Annotated in this window: 14 protein-coding genes and 5 pseudogenes; 9 read left to right on the top strand and 10 right to left on the bottom strand. The window is 68.1% G+C overall.

Annotation, left to right across the window (positions count from 1 at the left end):
* The first annotated feature begins 764 nt into the window (after positions 1–764).
* On the top strand, positions 765–2153 hold the full coding sequence (locus BLW75_RS35180; protein WP_034323209.1) for a DEAD/DEAH box helicase family protein: 1389 nt from the start codon (positions 765–767) through the stop codon (positions 2151–2153).
* A 29-nt stretch (positions 2154–2182) separates the two neighbouring features.
* On the opposite strand, the gene BLW75_RS35175 is transcribed toward BLW75_RS35180, so the two are convergent.
* On the bottom strand, positions 2183–3028 hold the full coding sequence (locus BLW75_RS35175; RefSeq protein ID WP_034323207.1) for a helix-turn-helix domain-containing GNAT family N-acetyltransferase: 846 nt from the start codon (positions 3026–3028) through the stop codon (positions 2183–2185).
* A 105-nt stretch (positions 3029–3133) separates the two neighbouring features.
* Here BLW75_RS35175 and BLW75_RS35170 point away from each other — a divergent pair, with 105 nt between their 5' ends.
* Both BLW75_RS35170 and BLW75_RS44275 read left to right on the top strand, forming a co-directional pair.
* Complete coding sequence (locus BLW75_RS35170) at positions 3134–4471, top strand: FAD-dependent oxidoreductase (RefSeq protein WP_034323302.1); 1338 nt, start codon at positions 3134–3136, stop codon at positions 4469–4471.
* Between the two features lie 1114 nt (positions 4472–5585).
* Positions 5586–6242: pseudogene (locus BLW75_RS44275) on the top strand (DUF2637 domain-containing protein); the annotation flags it as partial.
* Between the two features lie 406 nt (positions 6243–6648).
* On the opposite strand, the gene BLW75_RS35160 reads toward BLW75_RS44275, so the two are convergent.
* Both BLW75_RS35160 and BLW75_RS35155 read right to left on the bottom strand, forming a co-directional pair.
* On the bottom strand, positions 6649–7401 hold the full coding sequence (locus tag BLW75_RS35160; RefSeq protein ID WP_158005435.1) for an ABC transporter permease: 753 nt from the start codon (positions 7399–7401) through the stop codon (positions 6649–6651).
* Between the two features lie 50 nt (positions 7402–7451).
* Positions 7452–8396: an ABC transporter ATP-binding protein gene (locus BLW75_RS35155; RefSeq protein WP_091599060.1), complete on the bottom strand. Its 945-nt coding sequence runs from the start codon at positions 8394–8396 to the stop codon at positions 7452–7454.
* A 69-nt stretch (positions 8397–8465) separates the two neighbouring features.
* On the opposite strand from BLW75_RS35155, the gene BLW75_RS35150 reads away from it, so the two are divergent.
* Positions 8466–9104, top strand: a complete 639-nt coding sequence (locus BLW75_RS35150; protein WP_034323199.1) for a TetR/AcrR family transcriptional regulator — start codon at positions 8466–8468, stop codon at positions 9102–9104.
* Here BLW75_RS35150 and BLW75_RS35145 read toward each other — a convergent pair.
* The 7 genes and pseudogenes from BLW75_RS35145 to BLW75_RS35125 form a co-directional block, all read right to left on the bottom strand.
* Positions 9092–10687 (bottom strand): MFS transporter, encoded by a 1596-nt coding sequence (locus tag BLW75_RS35145; protein WP_241784092.1) that lies wholly within the window; start codon positions 10685–10687, stop codon positions 9092–9094. The two genes, BLW75_RS35150 and BLW75_RS35145, sit on opposite strands and share 13 nt — an antisense overlap.
* Positions 10688–10891: 204 nt before the next feature.
* Positions 10892–11071: a hypothetical protein gene (locus BLW75_RS44100; RefSeq protein ID WP_338400011.1), complete on the bottom strand. Its 180-nt coding sequence runs from the start codon at positions 11069–11071 to the stop codon at positions 10892–10894.
* Complete coding sequence (locus BLW75_RS44095) at positions 11058–11600, bottom strand: FAD-dependent oxidoreductase (RefSeq protein ID WP_338400010.1); 543 nt, start codon at positions 11598–11600, stop codon at positions 11058–11060. The genes BLW75_RS44100 and BLW75_RS44095 overlap by 14 nt, the downstream gene beginning before the upstream one ends.
* Before the next feature lie 52 nt (positions 11601–11652).
* Positions 11653–12006, bottom strand: a pseudogene (locus BLW75_RS44090) (FAD-dependent oxidoreductase); the annotation flags it as partial.
* A gap of 18 nt (positions 12007–12024) precedes the next feature.
* Positions 12025–12216 carry a ferredoxin gene (locus BLW75_RS35135; protein ID WP_034323196.1) on the bottom strand — a complete coding sequence of 64 codons (192 nt, stop codon included), beginning with the start codon at positions 12214–12216 and terminating at the stop codon, positions 12025–12027.
* Positions 12213–13449, bottom strand: a pseudogene (locus BLW75_RS35130) (cytochrome P450). The gene BLW75_RS35135 and the pseudogene BLW75_RS35130 overlap by 4 nt, the downstream one beginning before the upstream one ends.
* A gap of 333 nt (positions 13450–13782) precedes the next feature.
* Positions 13783–14892: an FAD-dependent monooxygenase gene (locus BLW75_RS35125; RefSeq protein WP_241784090.1), complete on the bottom strand. Its 1110-nt coding sequence runs from the start codon at positions 14890–14892 to the stop codon at positions 13783–13785.
* 242 nt (positions 14893–15134) lie between these two features.
* On the opposite strand from BLW75_RS35125, the gene BLW75_RS43245 reads away from it, so the two are divergent.
* From BLW75_RS43245 to BLW75_RS35105, 5 genes and pseudogenes are all read left to right on the top strand, one after another.
* Positions 15135–15461 (top strand): TetR/AcrR family transcriptional regulator, encoded by a 327-nt coding sequence (locus tag BLW75_RS43245; protein WP_198935847.1) that lies wholly within the window; start codon positions 15135–15137, stop codon positions 15459–15461.
* A 310-nt stretch (positions 15462–15771) separates the two neighbouring features.
* Positions 15772–16236 (top strand): hypothetical protein, encoded by a 465-nt coding sequence (locus BLW75_RS35115; protein ID WP_241784088.1) that lies wholly within the window; start codon positions 15772–15774, stop codon positions 16234–16236.
* 196 nt (positions 16237–16432) lie between these two features.
* The gene (locus tag BLW75_RS43780; RefSeq protein WP_338400014.1) at positions 16433–16774 is read left to right on the top strand and encodes an alpha/beta fold hydrolase; all 342 of its coding nucleotides are present in this window, start codon (positions 16433–16435) and stop codon (positions 16772–16774) included.
* Positions 16775–17264: 490 nt separating this feature from the next.
* Positions 17265–17390: pseudogene (locus tag BLW75_RS44270) on the top strand (IS30 family transposase); the annotation flags it as partial.
* A 286-nt stretch (positions 17391–17676) separates the two neighbouring features.
* Positions 17677–18875, top strand: a pseudogene (locus tag BLW75_RS35105) (cytochrome P450).
* Positions 18876–19019: the final 144 nt, after the last annotated feature.

The raw sequence follows: 19019 nt of genomic DNA, 5'->3' as shown, positions 1-19019 counted from the left end.
CGGATTCTCCCTGCACGAAGAAGAACCGCCGCAGAACGTCCAAGACGTCTGCAAGGACATCGACGGCCACTCTTCGGCGACTTCCGCCGGGACTCGACGAGCGTGGGGCTTCAGCGCGGATTCGCGCCCACGCCAGCAGAAGCGTGTCCACGATACGGTCGGCGAGCACGTCCGGGTCTGCCGCCTCCGCGACGTGCGCGTGTCGCAGCCCGAGCGGTCACTGAGCAATAAAACACAACAGGAGGATTGGTTCCGTGGCACCGGGCACCGACCCGCGCGGGCCAGTCACCGACACGCACAGTGGCGCTGCCTGGTGTAGCCGATCACCGCGCAGGCGCTGTTCGGGTAGCCCTCGGCGCCGGCAGCACGAACCATACGAACACGCTCGGGGTGAGTCCCGACCCGACAACGTCGACAGATCAAGCAGACGGACGGCGATATCGAGGACCCCGGCCACACCGTGGACGGTGCCGAGTTCGATCGGGGGCAGCCCCAGGCATCGAGGGAGAATATGCCACACTTGAAAACAAAGTTCGGTGTACCTAAACTTTGCCTTAGGCGCACCCACACCTGCGAGAGGCAGGCTGCATGGCTACGACCGAGGCCGTCCCGCTGAGACCGGCGGCAGGATCGTGCCTGCTCGACGCGGCGTTCCTCGCCCGCAGGAACTCTGCCTCCGGCACCAGCGCCGGTGTTCACCACGGGCATTCCGGGGCGCGAACGAGGAACCTCCGGCGAATGGCGACGGCGGACAGGGGATCCCGATGAACTGGAGCCAGCTCCTCGTGCCCGTGACCAGCGGCGTGGCCGTCGCTCTCATCGTGGCGATCGTCAGGTTCTTGTGGCGTCGCACCCGCCTGCCGACCGGGCTCTCCCAGCGGATGACCCGGCGGAACTACCTGGCGGAGATGCTGGTCATCTCCAAGAACGACAACGTCGAGCGGCTCGACGCACTGGTCCCGAACCTGCTGCCGGCGGCATGCTCTCCCGTGCTCGCCGAGATCCAGGAGGCGTGGTCGCAGATCAACGGCCGCCGCGGGGTTCGGGTGATCACCCGAACGGAGCCGGCCGCCCTCACCGCCGGTGCCGAGTTGCTCGGGGCCGGGATCGAGGTTCGCGTGTCCCGCGCGCTGACCGCGGGTCACCTGTCGTACCACGTGTTCTCCGGTTCGGAGCACCACACGGTGCTCAACCGGCGCAACGGGGGGAAGGATCGACCCGAACGGCTGGACGAGATCTCCGCCGCCAAGGTGTTCCGCAGTCACTTCGACGAGATGTGGAGTGAATCCGAACCCATCGAATCGTTCCTGGCAGGGGAACTCCTGGCCGGGGACCTCTCGGCAGGGGAAATCCCGGCCGGGAGCAAGACGGGCGATGGACTGTCCCGCCTCGCGGACCGGATCCGGGAGCAGCGCGCCGCCTACCAGCTGTCGCCCAAGGCGGAAGACGCGGTCCTGCGGCACCTGGCGTTCCGCCACCGCGCGCCGGTCATCTTCGTCACCGGCCTCCCGGGTGCCGGCAAGTCACTGGTCCGGCGAGCCATCGCCGAAGAGCTTCGGCGGTGGCGGATGCAGGTCGACGAGCTGAACGACTACGTCTACGCATTCCAAGAATTCCTCCACGCCTTGATGCTCCTCGGCGACGGTCGCGGTGCGGGCTTCAGCGCCCAGCAGGGCGGCGCGTTCCAGGTGGAGCGCGAGGATGATCTCCGGCCTGCGCTTCACACGCTCGGCCATCGTGTGTGGGAAAACCGCCGGAGCAACCCGATCACGATCGTCGAGTTCGCCAGGGCCGACACGACCGGTGCGCTCCAGGTGTTCGGCGACGAGGTCCTGGCGGCGTCGCAGATCGTCCACGTCCGCGCCTCCGACGCCGAGCGCGCGACCCGGCTGGCCAGGCGGGGCGAGCCACCGAAGATCTCGGTGGCGGGGCAGCTGATCACCCTCGAAGTGTCCGACGAACACCGGCTGCCCAGCAACGCCGCGGACACCCTTTACAGCAGGGACGACTTCGCGCTGCTGAAGGCTCAGAAGAACGTCGCCGGTCGGCTGTTCCTCGTCGAGAACGAGTCCGAGGGAAAGGCGCATATCGACGAGCAGGTCGCGGCGTTCGTCGAAACCGTCGTGCGACCGTACCGCGCACTTGCGACTTAGCACGGAGCGGGCCGACGCGAGTGCGCGAGCTAGCCGACGGGACTGCGGCGTTCGAGGAAGACGGTGTCGTGCCAGGTGCCGTCGCGTTGGGCGATGCGTTCGCGGATGCCGACGGTGCGGTAGCCGGCGCTGTGGTGCAGGGCGATGCCGGCGCGGTTGTCGGTGAGGATCGAGGTCTGCAACGTCCAGATCCCGGCGGCGTCGGCTTCGGTGACCTGCTTGAACAGCAGCGCTTTCCCGACGCCGCGGCCGCGGTGGCTTTCGGCGACGTAGACCGATGTCTCGGCGACTCCCCGATAGCACTCGCGCGGTGAGGCCGGATTGGCGGCGGTCCAGCCGGCGACCTCGCCGTCGACTTCGGCGACCCAGCGGTGACCGGTCAGCCAGTTCGCGTCGAGAGCTTTCCGAGTCGGGACTTCGGTGTCGAAGGTGGCGAGTCCGGTGGCGATGCCTTCGGCGTGGATCCGGCGCACCGCGTTCCAGTCGTCATCGCGCAGGGCGCGAATGAGCACGTCGTCAGGCACGTTGTCCGGGCAACAGGGTCGCGGCGCGAGCAGGCCCATCACCGCGTCGGCCGCGTGCGGAAGACCGCTGCAGCAAGCCTGATTGATCGTCACGACCGTCGCGGTGCCCTCTTTGCGCAGATGAACGAAACCGACATCGGCCAGCTTCCGGACGTGATGCGAGCACGTCGACTGGCTGGTTCCGAGGATTTCGGTGAGCGCACCCACGGTCAGGCCACGCGGCGCGGTCGCGACCGCGTGCAGCAGTTTCACCCGCATCGGCTCGGCCAGGCAAGCGAACCACCCGGCATAGGTCGCGGCTTCGCGCTCGGGCAGGAGACCGGCAAGGGAAGCGGGCACAACCGTCGTCATGCCACCCAGTATCGACCAGAATCGATGGTTGCGTCAATCGACGCTCGTCGATACAGTCCCCCCGCATCCACTCAATCGAGATGGATCGATGAAAGGGGCATGGGGATGAACGAGCTGCCTGTCGTGGTGATCGGGGCCGGGCCGGTGGGGCTGGCGGCCGCCGCCGAGCTGGTGGAGCGGGGTTTTGACCCGCTGGTGCTGGAGCGCGGCGCGCAAGCGGGTTCGGACGTGGCGGCGTGGCACCACGTGCGGTTGTTCTCGCCGTGGTCCGAACTCGTGGCTCCCGCGGCCGGACGGCTGCTGGAGACGACCGGCTGGACCCGGCCCGACGGCGAGGCGTATCCGACGGGCGCGGACTGGGCCGGCCGGTATCTGCGACCGCTGGCGGAGGCGCTAGGTGACCGGGTCCGCTTCGGCGCCGAGGTGATCGGCGTCGCTCGCCGGGGGCGGGACCGGGTCGTGGACAGCGGCCGCGACGACGAGCCGTTCACCGTGCACGTCCACGCCGCCGACGGCGCGGAGCAGCGGATCGCGGCGCGGGCCGTGATCGACGCGTCCGGCACGTGGTCGACGCCCAACCCGCTCGGCGGCGAAGGCCTTCCCGCCGTCGGTGAGCGTGCGTCGGCGGAGCGGATCGCTTATCGGGTCCCGAATCTGGGCGACGAGGCGGTGCGGGCCCGGTACTCGGGCAAGCACGTGGTGGTCGCCGGCAGCGGGCATTCGGCACTGACCGCGCTGGTCGCCTTGTCCGGCCTCGCGAAGGACGGCACGCGGATCAGCTGGGTACTGCGGCGCGGCGCGGTCGGCGACACTTTCGGCGGCGGCGAAGCCGATCAGCTTCCCGCGCGGGGCGCTCTCGGCCTGCGTGCCCGGGACGCGGTGGAATCCGGACTGGTCACGGTGGTGACCGGGTTCCGCACCGAGGCGGTCGAACGCGACACCGAGGGACGGCTGACCCTCGTCTCCTCGGGCGGGCAGCGGATCGAGCAGGTCGACGAGGTCGTGACCTTGTCCGGTTTCCGACCCGATCTGACCTGGCTGTCGGAGATCCGGCTGGAGCTGGACCCGACCTTGCAGGCACCGGTCGCGCTCGCGCCGCTGATCGATCCGAACGTCCACTCGTGCGGAACCGTGTATCCCCACGGTGCCAAGGAACTCGCGCATCCGGAGAAGGACTTCTACCTGGCCGGGATGAAGAGCTACGGCCGGGCACCGACGTTCCTGGCGATGACCGGCTACGAGCAGGTCCGCAGTATCGCCGCCCAGCTCGCCGGGGACCATGAGGCGGCCGCGCGGGTCGAACTGCGCATGGCCGAGACCGGCGTCTGCGGCGGCGCGGGCCTGTTCGACGAACCGGACGACGCACCGGCCACAGGTGGCTGCTGCGCGGCACCGGAGCCTGAGGTCCTGACGCTGTCCGCGCCGTCGGCCGCGGTGCGCTGACCGCTGTGCCGATCGCGACCGCCGCGGCGAGGCCCGCTACTACGACTCGCTGCCCCTCTTCTCCCCCCGCGACCCAGAGCACTACCCGCACCGCGACGAAGTCGTCGGCCACCTCCGCCGCTACGCCGGCTTCCTCGACGCCGAATCCGTACCGGACAACGGGTGGACGCCGTCACCCGCGACAACGGCGCCTTCACCGTGCACACGGCCGGAGAAACCCTACCGACCGGCACTGTCCGGTTGGACACCTTCGCCGGACACGGACCACCAGCGAGAGTGTTCCGGCGACCGCCGCGTGCCCCAGATGACCGCGTCGGCATGCCGCCGGGTTTCGTCTGTCCACATAGGACCACCGCTGCCAGCCTCGCGAACATCGCGCTCGGCCGCGGCAGCCCCGCGTCACGGGCCTCTCGAACCGGCGACCCCGGCGGTATCTCGGCCTGCCCGGCCTGGAGCGCTTGGCGGCGGCGCGTGGCGACGTCGATGAGGGCCTTGCCCTCGATGGTGGCCACGCGGCGGGAGACCAGGTCGGGTTCGCCGTGCCGTTCGAATCTTCGAGCCTGACCGTACGTCCATTCCGGAAGCCGACCTGGCCACTGTGGACGACACACCGCCGCACAGGCACGCGTGGAAGACCGAGAACGTCTGTGACGACGACACCCCTTCGCGAAGCCGCTGAGGGAAAACCACAACGAGCTGGCGGCAATCAAGAACACTGTTCAAGCCGAGGCGGCTCAGCTGCACGCAAAGACATCGAGACTCCAGCACCACCCACGGACCTGGGCCTGCTGGACGCCGTTTTCCTCCTTGCGGGCCAACTTGGCCAGGTCTCCGCAAGCCCCTGCTTCGGACGCTCTTCGAGGTGGCGCAGCTCCCCGAGCAGTTGAAACGGTCTCGGCGAGAGCGGAAGCAGGAGAAAAGGATCACAGACGCCATGTCGGCTACTGAAATAGCAAAAAGCGCCGATCGTAATGATCGACGCTTTTTGCGTGATAGCCGTACGTACCCCCGACGAGGTACGAGCAGGTTCCACCCAGGCTAACAAGGGCTCTGACCTGCAGATTTCCGCGACCGTGGCGCTGCCACGCGGCCGCCGCCGTTCGGGAGGCGCCAAGTGAGCGCCCTCTCCCTCCGGATCCAGTGCGCCTGTACCGCGCTGGTCGCCCTCGGCGCCGCCTACGCCTCCTATGTCCACGGACGCCAGTTCGCGCTCCGCTTCGGCGCCGACACGACTACCGCCTCCATCTGGCCGCTCATCGTCGACGGCCTCCTCACCACCGCGACCGTCGAACTCTGGAAACCGAACCGCGACAGCTCCAGCCGGTGGGCAGCCTGGGCCGCCTTTCTCTTCGGCATCTCGCTGTCGCTCTGCGCGAACATCGGCTCAGCGCCGGTGACCAGCCCGCTCGGCGTCGCCGTCGCTGCTTGCCCTCCCCTTGCTCTACTGCTGGCCGTCGAACTCCTCAACCGCGCACTCAAACGCCACCGCACCGAGCCCGCCGCTCCGGAGCTAATACCCGCTGAGCGACCTCCCGCCGAACCCGAGACGACCGCTCCCGCGACACCGCCCTCGATCGCTCCTCTTCCGACGACCACGTCAGAGCAGGAAAATTGCTTACCGAAGCCGACCGCCGAACAGCTGATGTGGAGCCACTACCAACACGAAAATGCCCATGGCCGAACACCCACCGGAGCCGAACTGGACCGTGTCGCCGGAACCCACAACTACGGCCGCCGCATCCTCCGAAAGTGGCGTCGCGAAGGCACACTCCCGCGCACGACCACTGCCGAGCCCGAAGCACCCCGCTCCCGCAGGACACAGCCCGAATTCCAAACGACGACACCGAACCCCTCCCCCACGCCAACGCCCTTGAACGACAACTCACTGAGTCGGCGCCCAGAGACTGACCGGTGTCCACGGCGACGCCGACACCCAGCCGATCCGACTGCTCGATGCCGTTCCGCCGATCCGCCGATCCGCGGCGTGGTCGGCAAGCCACGTCCGAGCCGACGTCCACCAAGCCCGTGCGTGCTCGACTATGAGCTGGAACACAAGACCGCCCCTACCTGGTGCGGTCCACGCCCGAAGCTGTGGTCCTGGCCATCCGCGGGGAACCTTCGCTGACGGCTGTGGGGCGGACGGCAACCAGGGACCAGGGCCGCGACACGCACGGCGGTCACACATCCCGGATGCGGATCACCCAGTGACTGGCGGCACTGACGGCTGCCGTCGCCACGAGCAAGATCAGGATCCCGAGTCCTGGCGTGACCGCGCCCTCGACCGGGACCACCGCGTACGCGGCCTGCCCCGCCGTGAAAGGCCACAACCGCCCGAACCCCTCACCGATGGCTCCGGGAATGCCCGGCGCAAGGGCGGGCACGAGGAGGAGGGCACCGACGAGCACGGCGAGGCTGCCGGTACTCGATCGCGTCAGCACCCCGACGGCTACCCCGACGAGTGCGACCTCCGTCAGGTATAGCGTGGCCGCCCCCAGTGCGCCCAGCACCCCCGGATCACCGAGCCCGGCGGCGGGCAGACCCGAACCGTGCAGCATCAGTTGGACTACACCGAAGCTGACGAACGTGGTGAGCAGACTGGTGACCAGCGCGACCGCCGCCACGACGACTGTCTTCGCGGCGAGAAGGCGGGATCGCTTCGGCACCATGGCGACGCTGGTGCCGATCAGCCCGCTGCTGTATTCGGGCGTGATGCTGAATACTCCGAGCATTCCGATGAGGAGCTGCGCGAACAGAAACCCCTTCAGACTCCCCGCGGTCGGATCCCAGTCGGCGGGCACCTCCGACGGCGAGCCACCGAGCATGTCGGATATGCCGAGCACGCTGAGCGCGACACCCGAGGCGATGGTGCTGAACGCGATGATCCACGTGGTGCGGACACTCCGGAGCTTGGTCCATTCGGAGCGGATCATGTTCATGCCTCCTGGGATGCTGGATCTCCCCCGGTCCGAAGTGATTGTCTTCATGCCGCGCGGCTTTCGTACTCGGTGACGTCGTGGGTGAGCCGGAGAAACACGTCCTCCAGGGACTCGCGTACCCGGGTGAGCTCGTCGAGCGCGATGCCCTCGGCCGCGGCGATCTTGCCGACGAGGGCCGGATCGGTGCCGGTGACCAGCAGGTTCCCGCTCCCGCCCCGCTCGAACGCGATACCCGCCCGGTTCAGCGCACGCCCGAGGTCGTCGAGGGCCGGCGAGGAAACCGTGACGGTCCGCGTCGTGTGCGCGAGGACGAAGTGCTCGAGCGTCGATTCGGCGACGAGCCTGCCCTGGCCGATCACGACGAGGTTGTCCGCGGTCAGCTCCATTTCGGACATCAGATGACTGGAAAAGAGGATCGTGCGACCCTCCGCCGCCAGATTTCGCAGCAGGGTGCGTGCCCACCGGACACCCTCGGGGTCCAGACCGTTGAGCGGCTCGTCGAAAACCAGGACATCCGGGTCACCGAGCAAGGCCGTCGCGATGCCGAGACGCTGGTTCATCCCCAGCGAGAACTCACCCGCCCTACGCTTGGCCGCATCGGCCAGCCCCACGAGGTCCAGCACCTCCTCGACCCGTTGCCGGCCGAGGCCCGCGGCCTGGGCGAACGCGAGGAGGTGGTCGAACGCGGTGCGCTGCGGATGAACAGCACGTGCGTCCAGGAGCGCGCCGACGATGCGCGACGGATCGTCGAGCTCGGCGATCCGGTAACCGCCAATGGTGATCGTGCCCGCGGTGGGTTCGGTCAGGCCCAGGAGCATCCGCATCGTCGTACTCTTGCCGGCTCCGTTCGGCCCGAGAAACCCGGTGATGGCGCCCGGCTCCGCGGTGAACGACAGGTCGTCGACCACGACCTTGCTCCCGTACCGCTTGGTCAGACCGCGCGCTCGAATACCAGCGCCACCTCTCGGCACCGTAGTTGTCTCAGCCATGTCTTCTCCCTTCCAGTAAAAACCACACTACACAGTAGAGTTTTTCCCGCCTTAGAATATGATGAGAAGATGGCGACGACGAAAACGACAGCTCAGACCCCTGGCCGGCGGCGGCGAACCGAGAGCAAGCGGGCAGCCATCCTTGATGCCGCCGAATGGCTCTTCGTCACGGACGGCTACGAGCTCACCAGCGTCGACGCCATCGCCGCGCGGGCGCAGGTGTCCAAACGCACCGTCTACGACCACTTCGGAGACAAGCGGACGCTGTACGGAAGCGTCCTGGCCCGGGTACACGAGAGTGTCACGGCAACCGTGCGCGACGCTGTCGACCAAGAACTCACCGAGGACCGCGACCTGGGCGACGCACTCACGGCCTTCGCGATGCGCGTGGTCACCGAGGCTTTTCCGTCTTCGAGCTATGTGGCACACCGGAGGCTGACCTCGCAGGGCCCTTCGGCGCCGCGGTTGCCCGAGGCCGTGCACGAGCGACCCGAGCGCTTGTTGGAAGAGCGCTTCGCGCTACTCGCGGCTGCCGGCGAACTGCGGGTTCCCGACCCGCGGCGTGCAGCGAAGCACTTCACCGCCCTGACGGTTCTCCTGGCGCTGGAAGCGCTCCGGGAAGACCCGACGGAACCAGCCGCGCAGGCGGAGATCCCGGCGATCATCGCGGATGGAGTCGATGCCTTTCTCCGCGCCTACCGACGCTGAACACTGCGGCGTCCGTCCGCCGGTACTCGCTGGGCGCGCACCAGCAGTACGGCCAGTACCCCGGCGAGCACGAACGCGGCCAGCCCGATTCCGATGTAGGTGAACACGCCCCTGGCCGAGTTGAGCGAAGCTCCGTCGACGATCACTTGGTGGGACTTGAGCACGGCCGCACCGACGAAGTTCAGGAACACCGAGCCGATCGCGACCATGACCATGACCTGGCTGGATACGGTGGCCTGGCGTTCCGGAGGCGCCAGGACGCCCGCCATGTTGAAGCCCGACGTCACCAGTGTCCCGGCGGTGAGGCTCAGCAGGAAGGAACAGACGACCGCGATCGGCAGCGAGTCCACCCCGGCGAACAACCCGAGGGTCGCCACCGTCCCGAGTGCCACCCCGGCGGCCATCGTCGGAGCGGGCCCGGTCCGGGCCGAGATCGCTCCCGAAAGCGTGCCACCGAGCACGATCCCCAGCGACGGTAGGCCGAGCAGCAGGCCGATTGCCGCACCACCGCCGCCCGCGAGCCCGTAGCCGAGTCCCTGGTCCGGCGACACGTCACTGAGCAGGCTGAACAGCTGCAGCATGCTCTGGTACGCCCCGGTTCCAAGTACGACCACCAGCAGCGTCAGGATAAGCGGGCGACCGCGGTCGTGGAGGTCGACCACCGGCTCGGGAATCCGCCGCGACAGCACGTACCAGACACCGAGCGCCGCGAGACCGGCCAGCAGGAGCGGCAGCGCGCTGCCCCAGCCGTACTCCGACCCGAAACTGAGGTAGGCGACCGTCAGGGCCAGGCCACCGCCGAGCAGCAACGCCCCTCGGACATCGATCCGGCTCGGGGTCAGCTGCGAGGACTCCGGCAGCAGGAAGCGCACCAGGACCGCCGTGACGACGGCCAGGCAGCCGGCCACGACGAACACCAGCTGGTAGCCGTACGCGTCGCCGAGGTAGTCGAACAGGAACGTGGTACCGATACCGAAGACCGCGTTGCCGGTCGTCACGACACCGGTGACGACCATCCCGAGCCTCGGCTCGCAGATGTCCTTGACGATGCCGACCGTGAGGAACAGCGATGCCACGGCCGCGCCCTGAATCATCCGCCCGGCGACGAACACCCACAGGGTGGGCGCGAGCAGGCACACGAGGGCTCCCACCGCCGCGATGACCAGGGTCAGCACCAGGATCCGGCGTTTGCCGTGCCGGTCGGCGATCCTGCCGAGCAACGGTGACCCTATCGCGCCCGCCAGCATCGCGCTGGAGTTGAGCCACGCCGGTTCGTCGGTTCCGAAATGGTCGAGCATCTTGGGCAGTACGATGATCGGTGCCGTGATCACGGTGTCCACCATGATGTTCACCAGCAGCAGGATGGCCGTCCGGCCTACGAGCAGTCTGCTCCATCCCGCGTGCCGCGTCCGGCTAGATGTTGTTGGGGTGATACTGGTCTCTCCCACGGTGCTCTCCTGATCGGGTTTGGCGTTGTCGAACATGATCGGTGCGGCGTGGTCTCGCACGAACAGCGAGCGGTGCCTGCCGCGCCGGAGGTCGGACAGGCCGCCGCGGAACTGTGCGCCCTCCAGGTCCGTCACGTGCGGCGCCCGATCACCGGAGCTGCCTTCGTTGCCGCTGGGACGGTCATCCCGCTGTCGCGGGCCTTTTGTCCATGGCAGCGCTACTGGAACGCTGATCACCGGCGCGGCACGGGCCGCGCGAAACAGCATTCGCGCCTTGACCGGCCGACCGTCGAGCTGGAGGGATCAGGCCAGTGCGGTCAGGCGGTGATGGGCGGCGAACTACAGCGCGTCGCGCCATGACGTGCCTTGCACGATCTGCCGCCGGTACTTCATGACGACCGACTGGCTGTTGATGGTGAGGGCCCCGACGAGCCGATCCCCGTCCCGGTAGAGAGCCTCGCACCATCCGTCCCGCTCCAAGTCACCGTCGACCATCCGCAGTTCGTCAGCCTGGGGCACTCCCGCGAACTGGATCCGGCTGTCGTACCAGTCTGACCAGAAGTACGGCACGGTCTCGTAGGTCTTGGCTGATCGCGGGTACAGCGCGTTGTGCGACGTCACCGCCCGCGTAGATCCCGTCCATCCCCGTGTGCAGGTATTCGTCACATACGACGCCGTCCTCTAGCCGCAGGCCCGAGCCGTCGAGCCAGTCGACCGAGGGATCGGCTCCGATGCCGACCACCACCAGGTCGGCGGGCAGAACCGTGCCGTCGGTCAGCACCACCTGCTCGACGCGGCCGGGGCCCTCGATCGCTTTGACGGCGGTGCCGCACCGGAGGTCCGTTCCGTTGCGCCGGTGCAGCGAAGCGCAGAGAGCGCCCATCGCCTCGCCAACCGCCCGTACCAGCGGTGTGGGCGTGGCGTCGATCACCGTCACGTCGAGGCCACGTTTCCGTGCGGCCGAAGCGACTTCGGAGCCGATGAAGCCCGCTCCGATCACCACCGTCCGCGCTCCGCGTTCCAGCGCCTCGCGTATGGGGGGTCGCATCTTCGAGAGTTCGCAGGGTGAGGACACCGGCCAGGTGTTCGGTCCCCGGCAAGGTCCGTGACCGAGCACCGGTCGCGATGACCATCGCGTCATACGGCAGAGGCCGGTCACCGACGACGATTTCTCGTGCCTTCGTGTCGAGAGCGGTCGCGGGGCTCCCGAGCACGAGCCGTACGCCGAGTTCGTCACGCAGCGCGGATTCCGTCCGCAAGGTGGGCGGCACGGGGACCGAACCCGACGCCGACCTGTCCAGAAACGCCTTCGACAACGGTGGACGGTCGCAGGGCGGGTGTGCTTCGGCACCGACGAGCGTGATGGCGCCCTCGAACCTGGCTTTGCGTGCCACTTCCACGCTCCGCAGGCCCGTGAGCGATGCTCCCACCACGACAAGATTGTTCGTGCGCATCAGATTGTGCCTTTCCGCTCAGCGCTCGATGCGCAACGCCTCGTCCGGGCCGCCCTCTACCGCGGCGTCCATGTCGGACAGCCGGTCCTCCGGGAGGGTGCTGGCCTTGAGCACCAGCTCTCCGGCATCGTTCACTTCGAACACGTCCGGGGCCAGGGACTCGCAGACGCCCAGGCCGAGGCACCTGCCACGGTCGACGTTAATCTTCATGACGCTTTCCTTTCCCGACAGTGGACGGGCAGCTCGTACAGCCCGAAGATGAGGGCGTCGTCCTTAAACCGCAGCTCCTCTTCCTGCACCGCGAGTTCGAGACCCGGGATCCGGCGGAACAGGGTGTCGATGACGATCTGCAGTTCCATCCGGGCGAGGTTCTGCCCGAGGCACTGGTGCGGCCCGTAGCCGAACGCCACATTGCCGGCGCGTGCCGCGGTCGATATCGAGGTCGCCCGGGTCGTCGAAAGCCTCCGGGTCGCTGTTGGCCGCATAGCCGAGGGCGAGCACGCCGTCGCCCTTCCTGATCGTGACGCCACCGATTTCGACATCGGCGAGGGCGACTCGGGCGGTGCCCTGGTCGACGATGCTGAAGTAGCGCAGCAGCTCCTCGACCGCGGACGGCGTCCGGCCGGGATCGTCCTTGATCTTCGCCAGCACTCCCGGTTCGCGCAGCAGCGCGACAGTGCTGAGCGAGATCATGTTCGCCGTGGTCTCATGCCCGGCGATCAGCAACAGGAACGCCAGGCTGACCATGGCGGCGTGGGAGTACACGCCTTCCGCACGAGCCTTGCGGATCTGCCTCCCGAGCAGGTCCTCCTCCGAGGGGGACACCTCCTTTTCCGTGACAAGCTCGTGCAGGTACGAAACGATCTCGGCGTTCGCGCGCCCGCGTTGCTCACCAGGCAGCGCCCGGTTCAGCATCTGTGCGGCGCGAAGCTGGAAGAAGTCGTGATCGGCATACGGCACGCCCAGCAGTTCGCTGATCACCAGCGACGGCACCGGCAGGGAGAGCCCGGCCACCAGGTCGACCGGGCCCGGCGCGGCGAGCATGGCATCGATCCGCTCGTCCACGATTTCCTGGATGCGCGGACGCAGGCCCCCGAGCCGGCGGACGGTGAACTCGCTGAGCACCGCGCGGCGCGCGGCCGCGTGCTCCGGCCCGTCCATCGCGATCAGTGGCTTCGCGAAGCCGGGGCCGGCTGCCGGCGGAGGGTTATCCGGAGCTCGGTTCGGGTAGGTCGGGTGGGACCGGTCCGAACTGAACCGGTGGTCGGACAGCACGGTCCGCACGTCCTCATACCGCGAGATGGCCCACGCGTAGCCGCCGTGGGGCACCTTCACCTTCGCGATCGACGCCTCACGGAACTCCTTGTACTCCTTCGGTGGCGAGAACGGGCATTCCCGCACGAACGGGAATGTCCGGTCCTCGAATTCGGCGATCTCTGTCATGTGTTCTTCCCTTGCTCTCGAGCTCGCAAGGCCGCAGCGGCTGGCGCGGGGCGGCATCCTCATGCCCCTTGCGGCCGCGCGAACATCCTCTCCACCGGACTACACCGACCGATGTAACTACACTCATCAGTGTAGTCATACTTCGGCGGAGCGCGGGAGGCGCCGCTCAGATTGCTGGCACCGACGTGATCACGCGGCGGCTGACGGACCGCAGTGTGCGACGTTGTTCAGCTCGATGCCCCACAGCTTGGGCGATCGCAGGGAGGGCACACCGGACAAGCACCCACTCGCGTCGAGGAACTCGGCTGGCCGCGGACTTCGGCGTCCTCCGGCTCAGTCTCGCGAAACGTCAGTTGGTGTCCACGCGAAGCGGGGTATTACGCGCCTCGATGTCCTCCCGGCTGGCGGGCACGACCAGTTCCGCGCCACCGACGACGCTGGCTTGCGCAGTGTGCACGTAGGGGCACTGGCGGGCTTCGTAGCGCCGGAAACCGGCGGCGAGGTCCTTCTCGTCGAGTTCCTGGGCGAGAAACGAGGCGCCAAGCAGCGCGAGGTGTCGCGGCCAGAGAGCCCGGAGGCGGCGTGTGCGGCGTCGCCGACGAGCACTACGCGACCACGATGCCAGGTGGGTAGCTGGATCTGGGCCGACGAGTCGAAGTACAACTCGGGATCTGCCTGCGCCGCCGCAATGAGCTCGGGGATCCGCCACTCGTCGTGTCCCGCGAACGCGTCGGTGAGGATCTTCTTCTGCGCGTCCAGATCGTGGTAGTCGTAGTCGATCGGGCCGGAGCGGAACAGGAACACCGCGAGCGCGCGGTCCCGGTAGCGCATGATGCCGGCCATGTGACCGGGGAAGTTGTAGGCATTCGGTCCGCCCTTGCCGGCCTCCGCGGGGAGATCGGCAATCGCGGCGTACACACCGAGGTGCTTGACGAAGTCCGCTTCGAGCCCGAAGGTCAGCCGCCGCACCGCGCCGTGGAGGCCGTCGGCGCCGACCACCAGGTCGAACCGCTCGGCGCGGCCGGAAACGAAGCGAACGTCGACCCCGGTTCCGTCGTCGGTGAGGGTGGCCACGGAATCCTGGAACACCAGGGTGGCGTCCGCGGGCAATGCCCCGGCGAGCACGGTCGCGAGGTCCTCACGCGCGATCTCGATATCGTCGTCGGAGTCGCTGGTCTCCGCCACCGGCAGCGCCGCGACGACGCCGCCGGCGGAGTCGACGAAGACCGCCTGCTCCGACATCCGCAGCCGTCGGCTGCGAATCTGTTCCAGTAGCCCCATTGCGCCGGTGATGGCGATCGCGTCGCCGCGGACGTCGATCGGCGACCCGTTCACCCGCAGGTGCGAAGAGCGTTCCACGAGCTCCACCCGGTGGCCTCGCGCTCCGAGGGTGACCGCGGCCGAGAGCCCGGCCACACCGGCGCCGGAGATGAGGATGTGCATGGTGGTCCTACTTTCTTGTTGGGACTGGCCGGTCGTTCGCAGGATCGACGACCCGTGGGCCCTGGTATGGCTTGCCTGGTAGTGCCGCTGGCGAAACCACGGAGATGGCCCCGTGCGGTCGCGCTGACCGCCTTAGGCTGGGCCGGATTCGCGCCTTCCCGAGGCTTGAAGCGACATCTTGTAGCTTTAAGCTAACATAGCCGAAGACGGGATACCGGGAGGGCGACAGCAAAGAGGGATCGATGACCCATGCCAGGCGCCCAGGCGGGCGGACCGCCCGTGTGCGAGCCCGGATACTCGCCGCGACAGTCGAACTGATCGCGCGCGACGGTGTCTCGGGGTTCAGGTACGAAGAAGTGGCCGATCGGGCGGGGGTGCACAAGACGAGCATCTACCGCAACTGGCCCGAGCGGGACGAACTCGTCATCGAGGCGCTGAGCCGACACGCCGACCGGCAGGTCCCGTTCGCCGACACCGTCGACCTGCGCGCCGACCTCGTGGAGTTCCTGCTGACCCTGGCGGGTGAACTGGAGACTCCCGTCGGCCGCGCCCTGCTGCACGCCGTATAGGGCCGCAGACACGAGGAGGTCGGCCGGACGGTTCGCGGCGTGTTCGACCGTCGCCTGGAGATGGTCCGCGTCCGCTCGCACGGGCCGCCGAGCGGGGCGAACTGCCTCCGGTCGACCCCCTCTTCTTCGCCCAGCTGGTTTCCGGACCAGTGCACCTCCAGCACAGCCGGGGTGACTTGGCCTTCGGTCGCGCCGAAGCGGGGCGGATCGCCGACGTCGTACTGGCGGGAATCAGGGCCACCGCGAGCCCGGGCACCGGTCCGGCGACACCTTAAGCAACTGGTCGCTGCAAGGCTGGGGGTGTTCGCGTATGAAGGCACCCAGGCCGTTGCACACGCCGTCGATCCTAAGGAGAAGCCATGACGGACAGCGACTTCCCCCGAATCCGGGTGACACGCTCGTCTTCGAGAACGACTGGGTCCGGGTCTGGTCGATGCCCCTGGAGCCGGGCGGGATGTTCGACTTCCACCAGCACCACCACGATTATTTCGCGCTCTGGCCGAACGCCGGGCGAGCGCAGGCGCAGGAATTCGGTGACCCCGAGTGGTCGCTGTCGCAGGAAGCAGCACCGGGTTTCGTGATGTTCAGGACCGTGGGTCGCGGCGGCCCGCTCCCGCCGCACCGCGTCCGCAACCTCGAGGACCACGCGATGACGCACTACATCGTTGAACTGGTCGGACAGCCGTCGCAGAGTCCCGTTCCGCTGCCGGGCGTCACCAACGACCGGGGACGTCTGCTCGACCGGCGAACCGCGGAACGGCAGGACCGGGCATGACTCGTCACGTGGTCGCCGGCGACGTCAGCATCGCCTACTCCGACACCGGTTCCGGCGAGCCGATGGTCCTCATCCACGGCGGCGAGAGCGGCCGGACCCAGTACGAGGCGTTCGCTCCACTGCTCGGTGCCGGGATCCGGGCCATCGCCTACGACCAACGCGACACCGGTGAGTCCGCCCCCCGGCGCCCTACGGCATCGCGGACCTCGCCGCTGACTGCGCGGCCCTCATCCGTGGACTCGGCTACGAACGCGCTCACGTGTTCGGCACCTCGTTCGGCGGCGCCATCGCACTCCAGCTCGCGATCAGCGACCCCGGAGTCGTGCAGACACTCACCCTGGGTGCGGCCGTCGCCCAGGTCAGGTTGAGCGCCGGATCGGCGGCCGGCGACCTCACCGCACTTCCCCCGGACCAGCGCACCGCCAAGATGCTCGACTTCGTGCTGTCCGAGCAAGGACAGGCGGCCGCCGACCTGGTCACCGAGACCCCTCGCGGTCCTGGTGCACCGCCCCCCCGGAGGAAGACGCCCGCCGACTAGCCGCGATCCGCGGTTTCGACGTGACCAGCCGCCTCTCCGAGATCACCGCGCCGACCCTGCTGATCTACGGCGAGGACGACCCCGGGCGCCACCCCCGAACGCGGAAGGGCGATAGCCGAGAGAATTCCCGGAGCCCTGTTCCACATCATCCCCCACGTCCGGCACGGCGTCACGCTGGAAGGCAAGCACCCGGTGGCCGCCCTGCTCCGCGAGTTCATCCTGACACACCCGATCGCCCAGCCCGCACCATCCGCCCCGCAACCGCGGTGACGCACCAGCCGCCGAGGCCGGCCGCCGATGCGGCCACGAGTCGTGCGGGCCGGACCAAGACAGACAGTTCGCTAATGCCGCGCGACACGGCTGAGACCGAACGGCCCCAGTCGCAGGCGAACATCCCGGCCCCACAACGCACAGCTGTTCCGGCTGGCTGGCGTTGCTCGGGGGGTGCCGCACTCGTGAGAATCGCCGCCACCGCGCGGGAGTTAAGCCACCAGCATCGGTCAAACGATCGCTGACGTGGGACCGCGGAGCGGAAATGGCTCTACACAAAGATGTCACGGCCACCGGTCTGCCGGTGTACTTCGCCCGTCCGCACTCGCCGTGGGAACGCGGCAGCCGCGGGACCGATGAAGACGGCAGATTTAGGCGGTGGAAGCATTCGCCTGAAGGAGTTCGGTGAAACTTCGCTGGGTTTCTTTCAGTTGCGGATCTTACGGGTCGGTCGTTTTTCGTTGCGGGTCCTGGACCGACACGAGACACAAGTTTGGATTCAAAACCGGAGGATGATCCTCCGCGGGTCCACCACATCGCGGAACCGAACACAGCTGGGCCGCCCGGCAACGGCCGTTCACGCACGGCCCTCGCCCGCCTCTACTCCCTGTCGGGAATGTGAAAGGAAAGACATGGCTACGGCCAGGAAGCACGAGTTCCCCATGGCCCGCACGTGCCCGTTCGCGCCGCCGCCGGTGTATGAGAAGATCCTCGAAGAAGAACGGGTCTCACGGGTTCGGCTGCCCGAAGGCGGGCAGGCATGGCTGGTCAGCAGGCACGAGGACGTCCGGACGGTGTTGAACGACCGCCGGTTCAGCGCCGACCGGCAGCACCCTGACTTCCCGCAACGGGTCAAGGGCGGGGCGGCGCGCCGACCGGACGACGAGCGCACCATGGTCACCATGGGCGCCCCTGATCACGGGACGGCCCGCAGGGCAGTGCTCGGCGAGTTTACCGTGCGCCGGATGGAGTCGCTGCGGCCGCGGATCCAGGAGATCGTTGATCAGCAGGTCGACGCGCTGCTGGCTGGCCCGAAGCCGGGCGATCTGGTGAAGACGCTGGCGCTGCCGGTGCCGTCGCTGGTGATCTGCGAGATGCTCGGCGTTCCCAATGCCGACCACGACTTCTTCCAGGAGAACACCGCGAAGCTGATCAACTGTGGAACGTCCCCGGAGGACCGGTGGGCGGCGTCCGAGACCGTGCAGGGCTACATGGCCCACCTGATCGCGGAGAAGGAGAAGAACCCGCCGGACGACCTGCTCGGGCGGCAGATTGTGAAGCTGCGCGAGGAGGGTACTTATCGGCGTCCCTCGCTGGCCGCGCTCGGGTTCCTGCTACTCGGGGCCGGGCACGAGACGACGGCGAGCATGATTTCGGTGTCGACCGTGGCGTTCCTGCGGAATCCGGAGCAGCTCGCGGCTATCAAAGCCGATCCGGGCAAGACGCTCGACGCGGTCGAGGAGATGCTGCGGTACTTGACGATCGGCGACGTCACCGCGCGGCTGTGCGTCGAAGACATCGAGGTCGGCGGGCACCTCATCAAGGCGGGCGAAGGCGTGCTGGCCTGGGCTACTCCGCCAACCGCGACCCGCGGGCGTTCGACAACCCCGACGAGTTCGACATCGACTGCGGCGCGCGTCACCACGTCGCGTTCGGCTTCGGGTCGCACCAGTGCCTCGGCCAGAACCTGGCCCGGACGGAACTGCAGATCGTCTTCGACACCCTGTTCCGCCGGGTGCCGAGCCTTTCGCTCGCAGCCAACGTCGACGACCTGCCGTTCAAGGACGACGCGAACATCTACGGCCTGTACCGGCCCCCGGTGATCTGGTAGAGATCGGGCCGCGGCCAGCAAGAGAGCGGAACCTGGTAGCGAGCGTCTCGGTGGTCGTCGTCTCAGGGCTTCTGTGCCCATACCTGCCCGGTAGTACATGCGCGAAGGACGATCCTCCCATCAAGGTCGACCGTCCAGCTTCGC

It is taken from the genome of Amycolatopsis lurida, from assembly GCF_900105055.1.
Classification (GTDB): domain Bacteria; phylum Actinomycetota; class Actinomycetes; order Mycobacteriales; family Pseudonocardiaceae; genus Amycolatopsis; species Amycolatopsis lurida.
The sequence above is the reverse complement of the archived record's forward strand: the minus strand, read 5'-3'. Positions and strand labels throughout refer to the sequence as shown.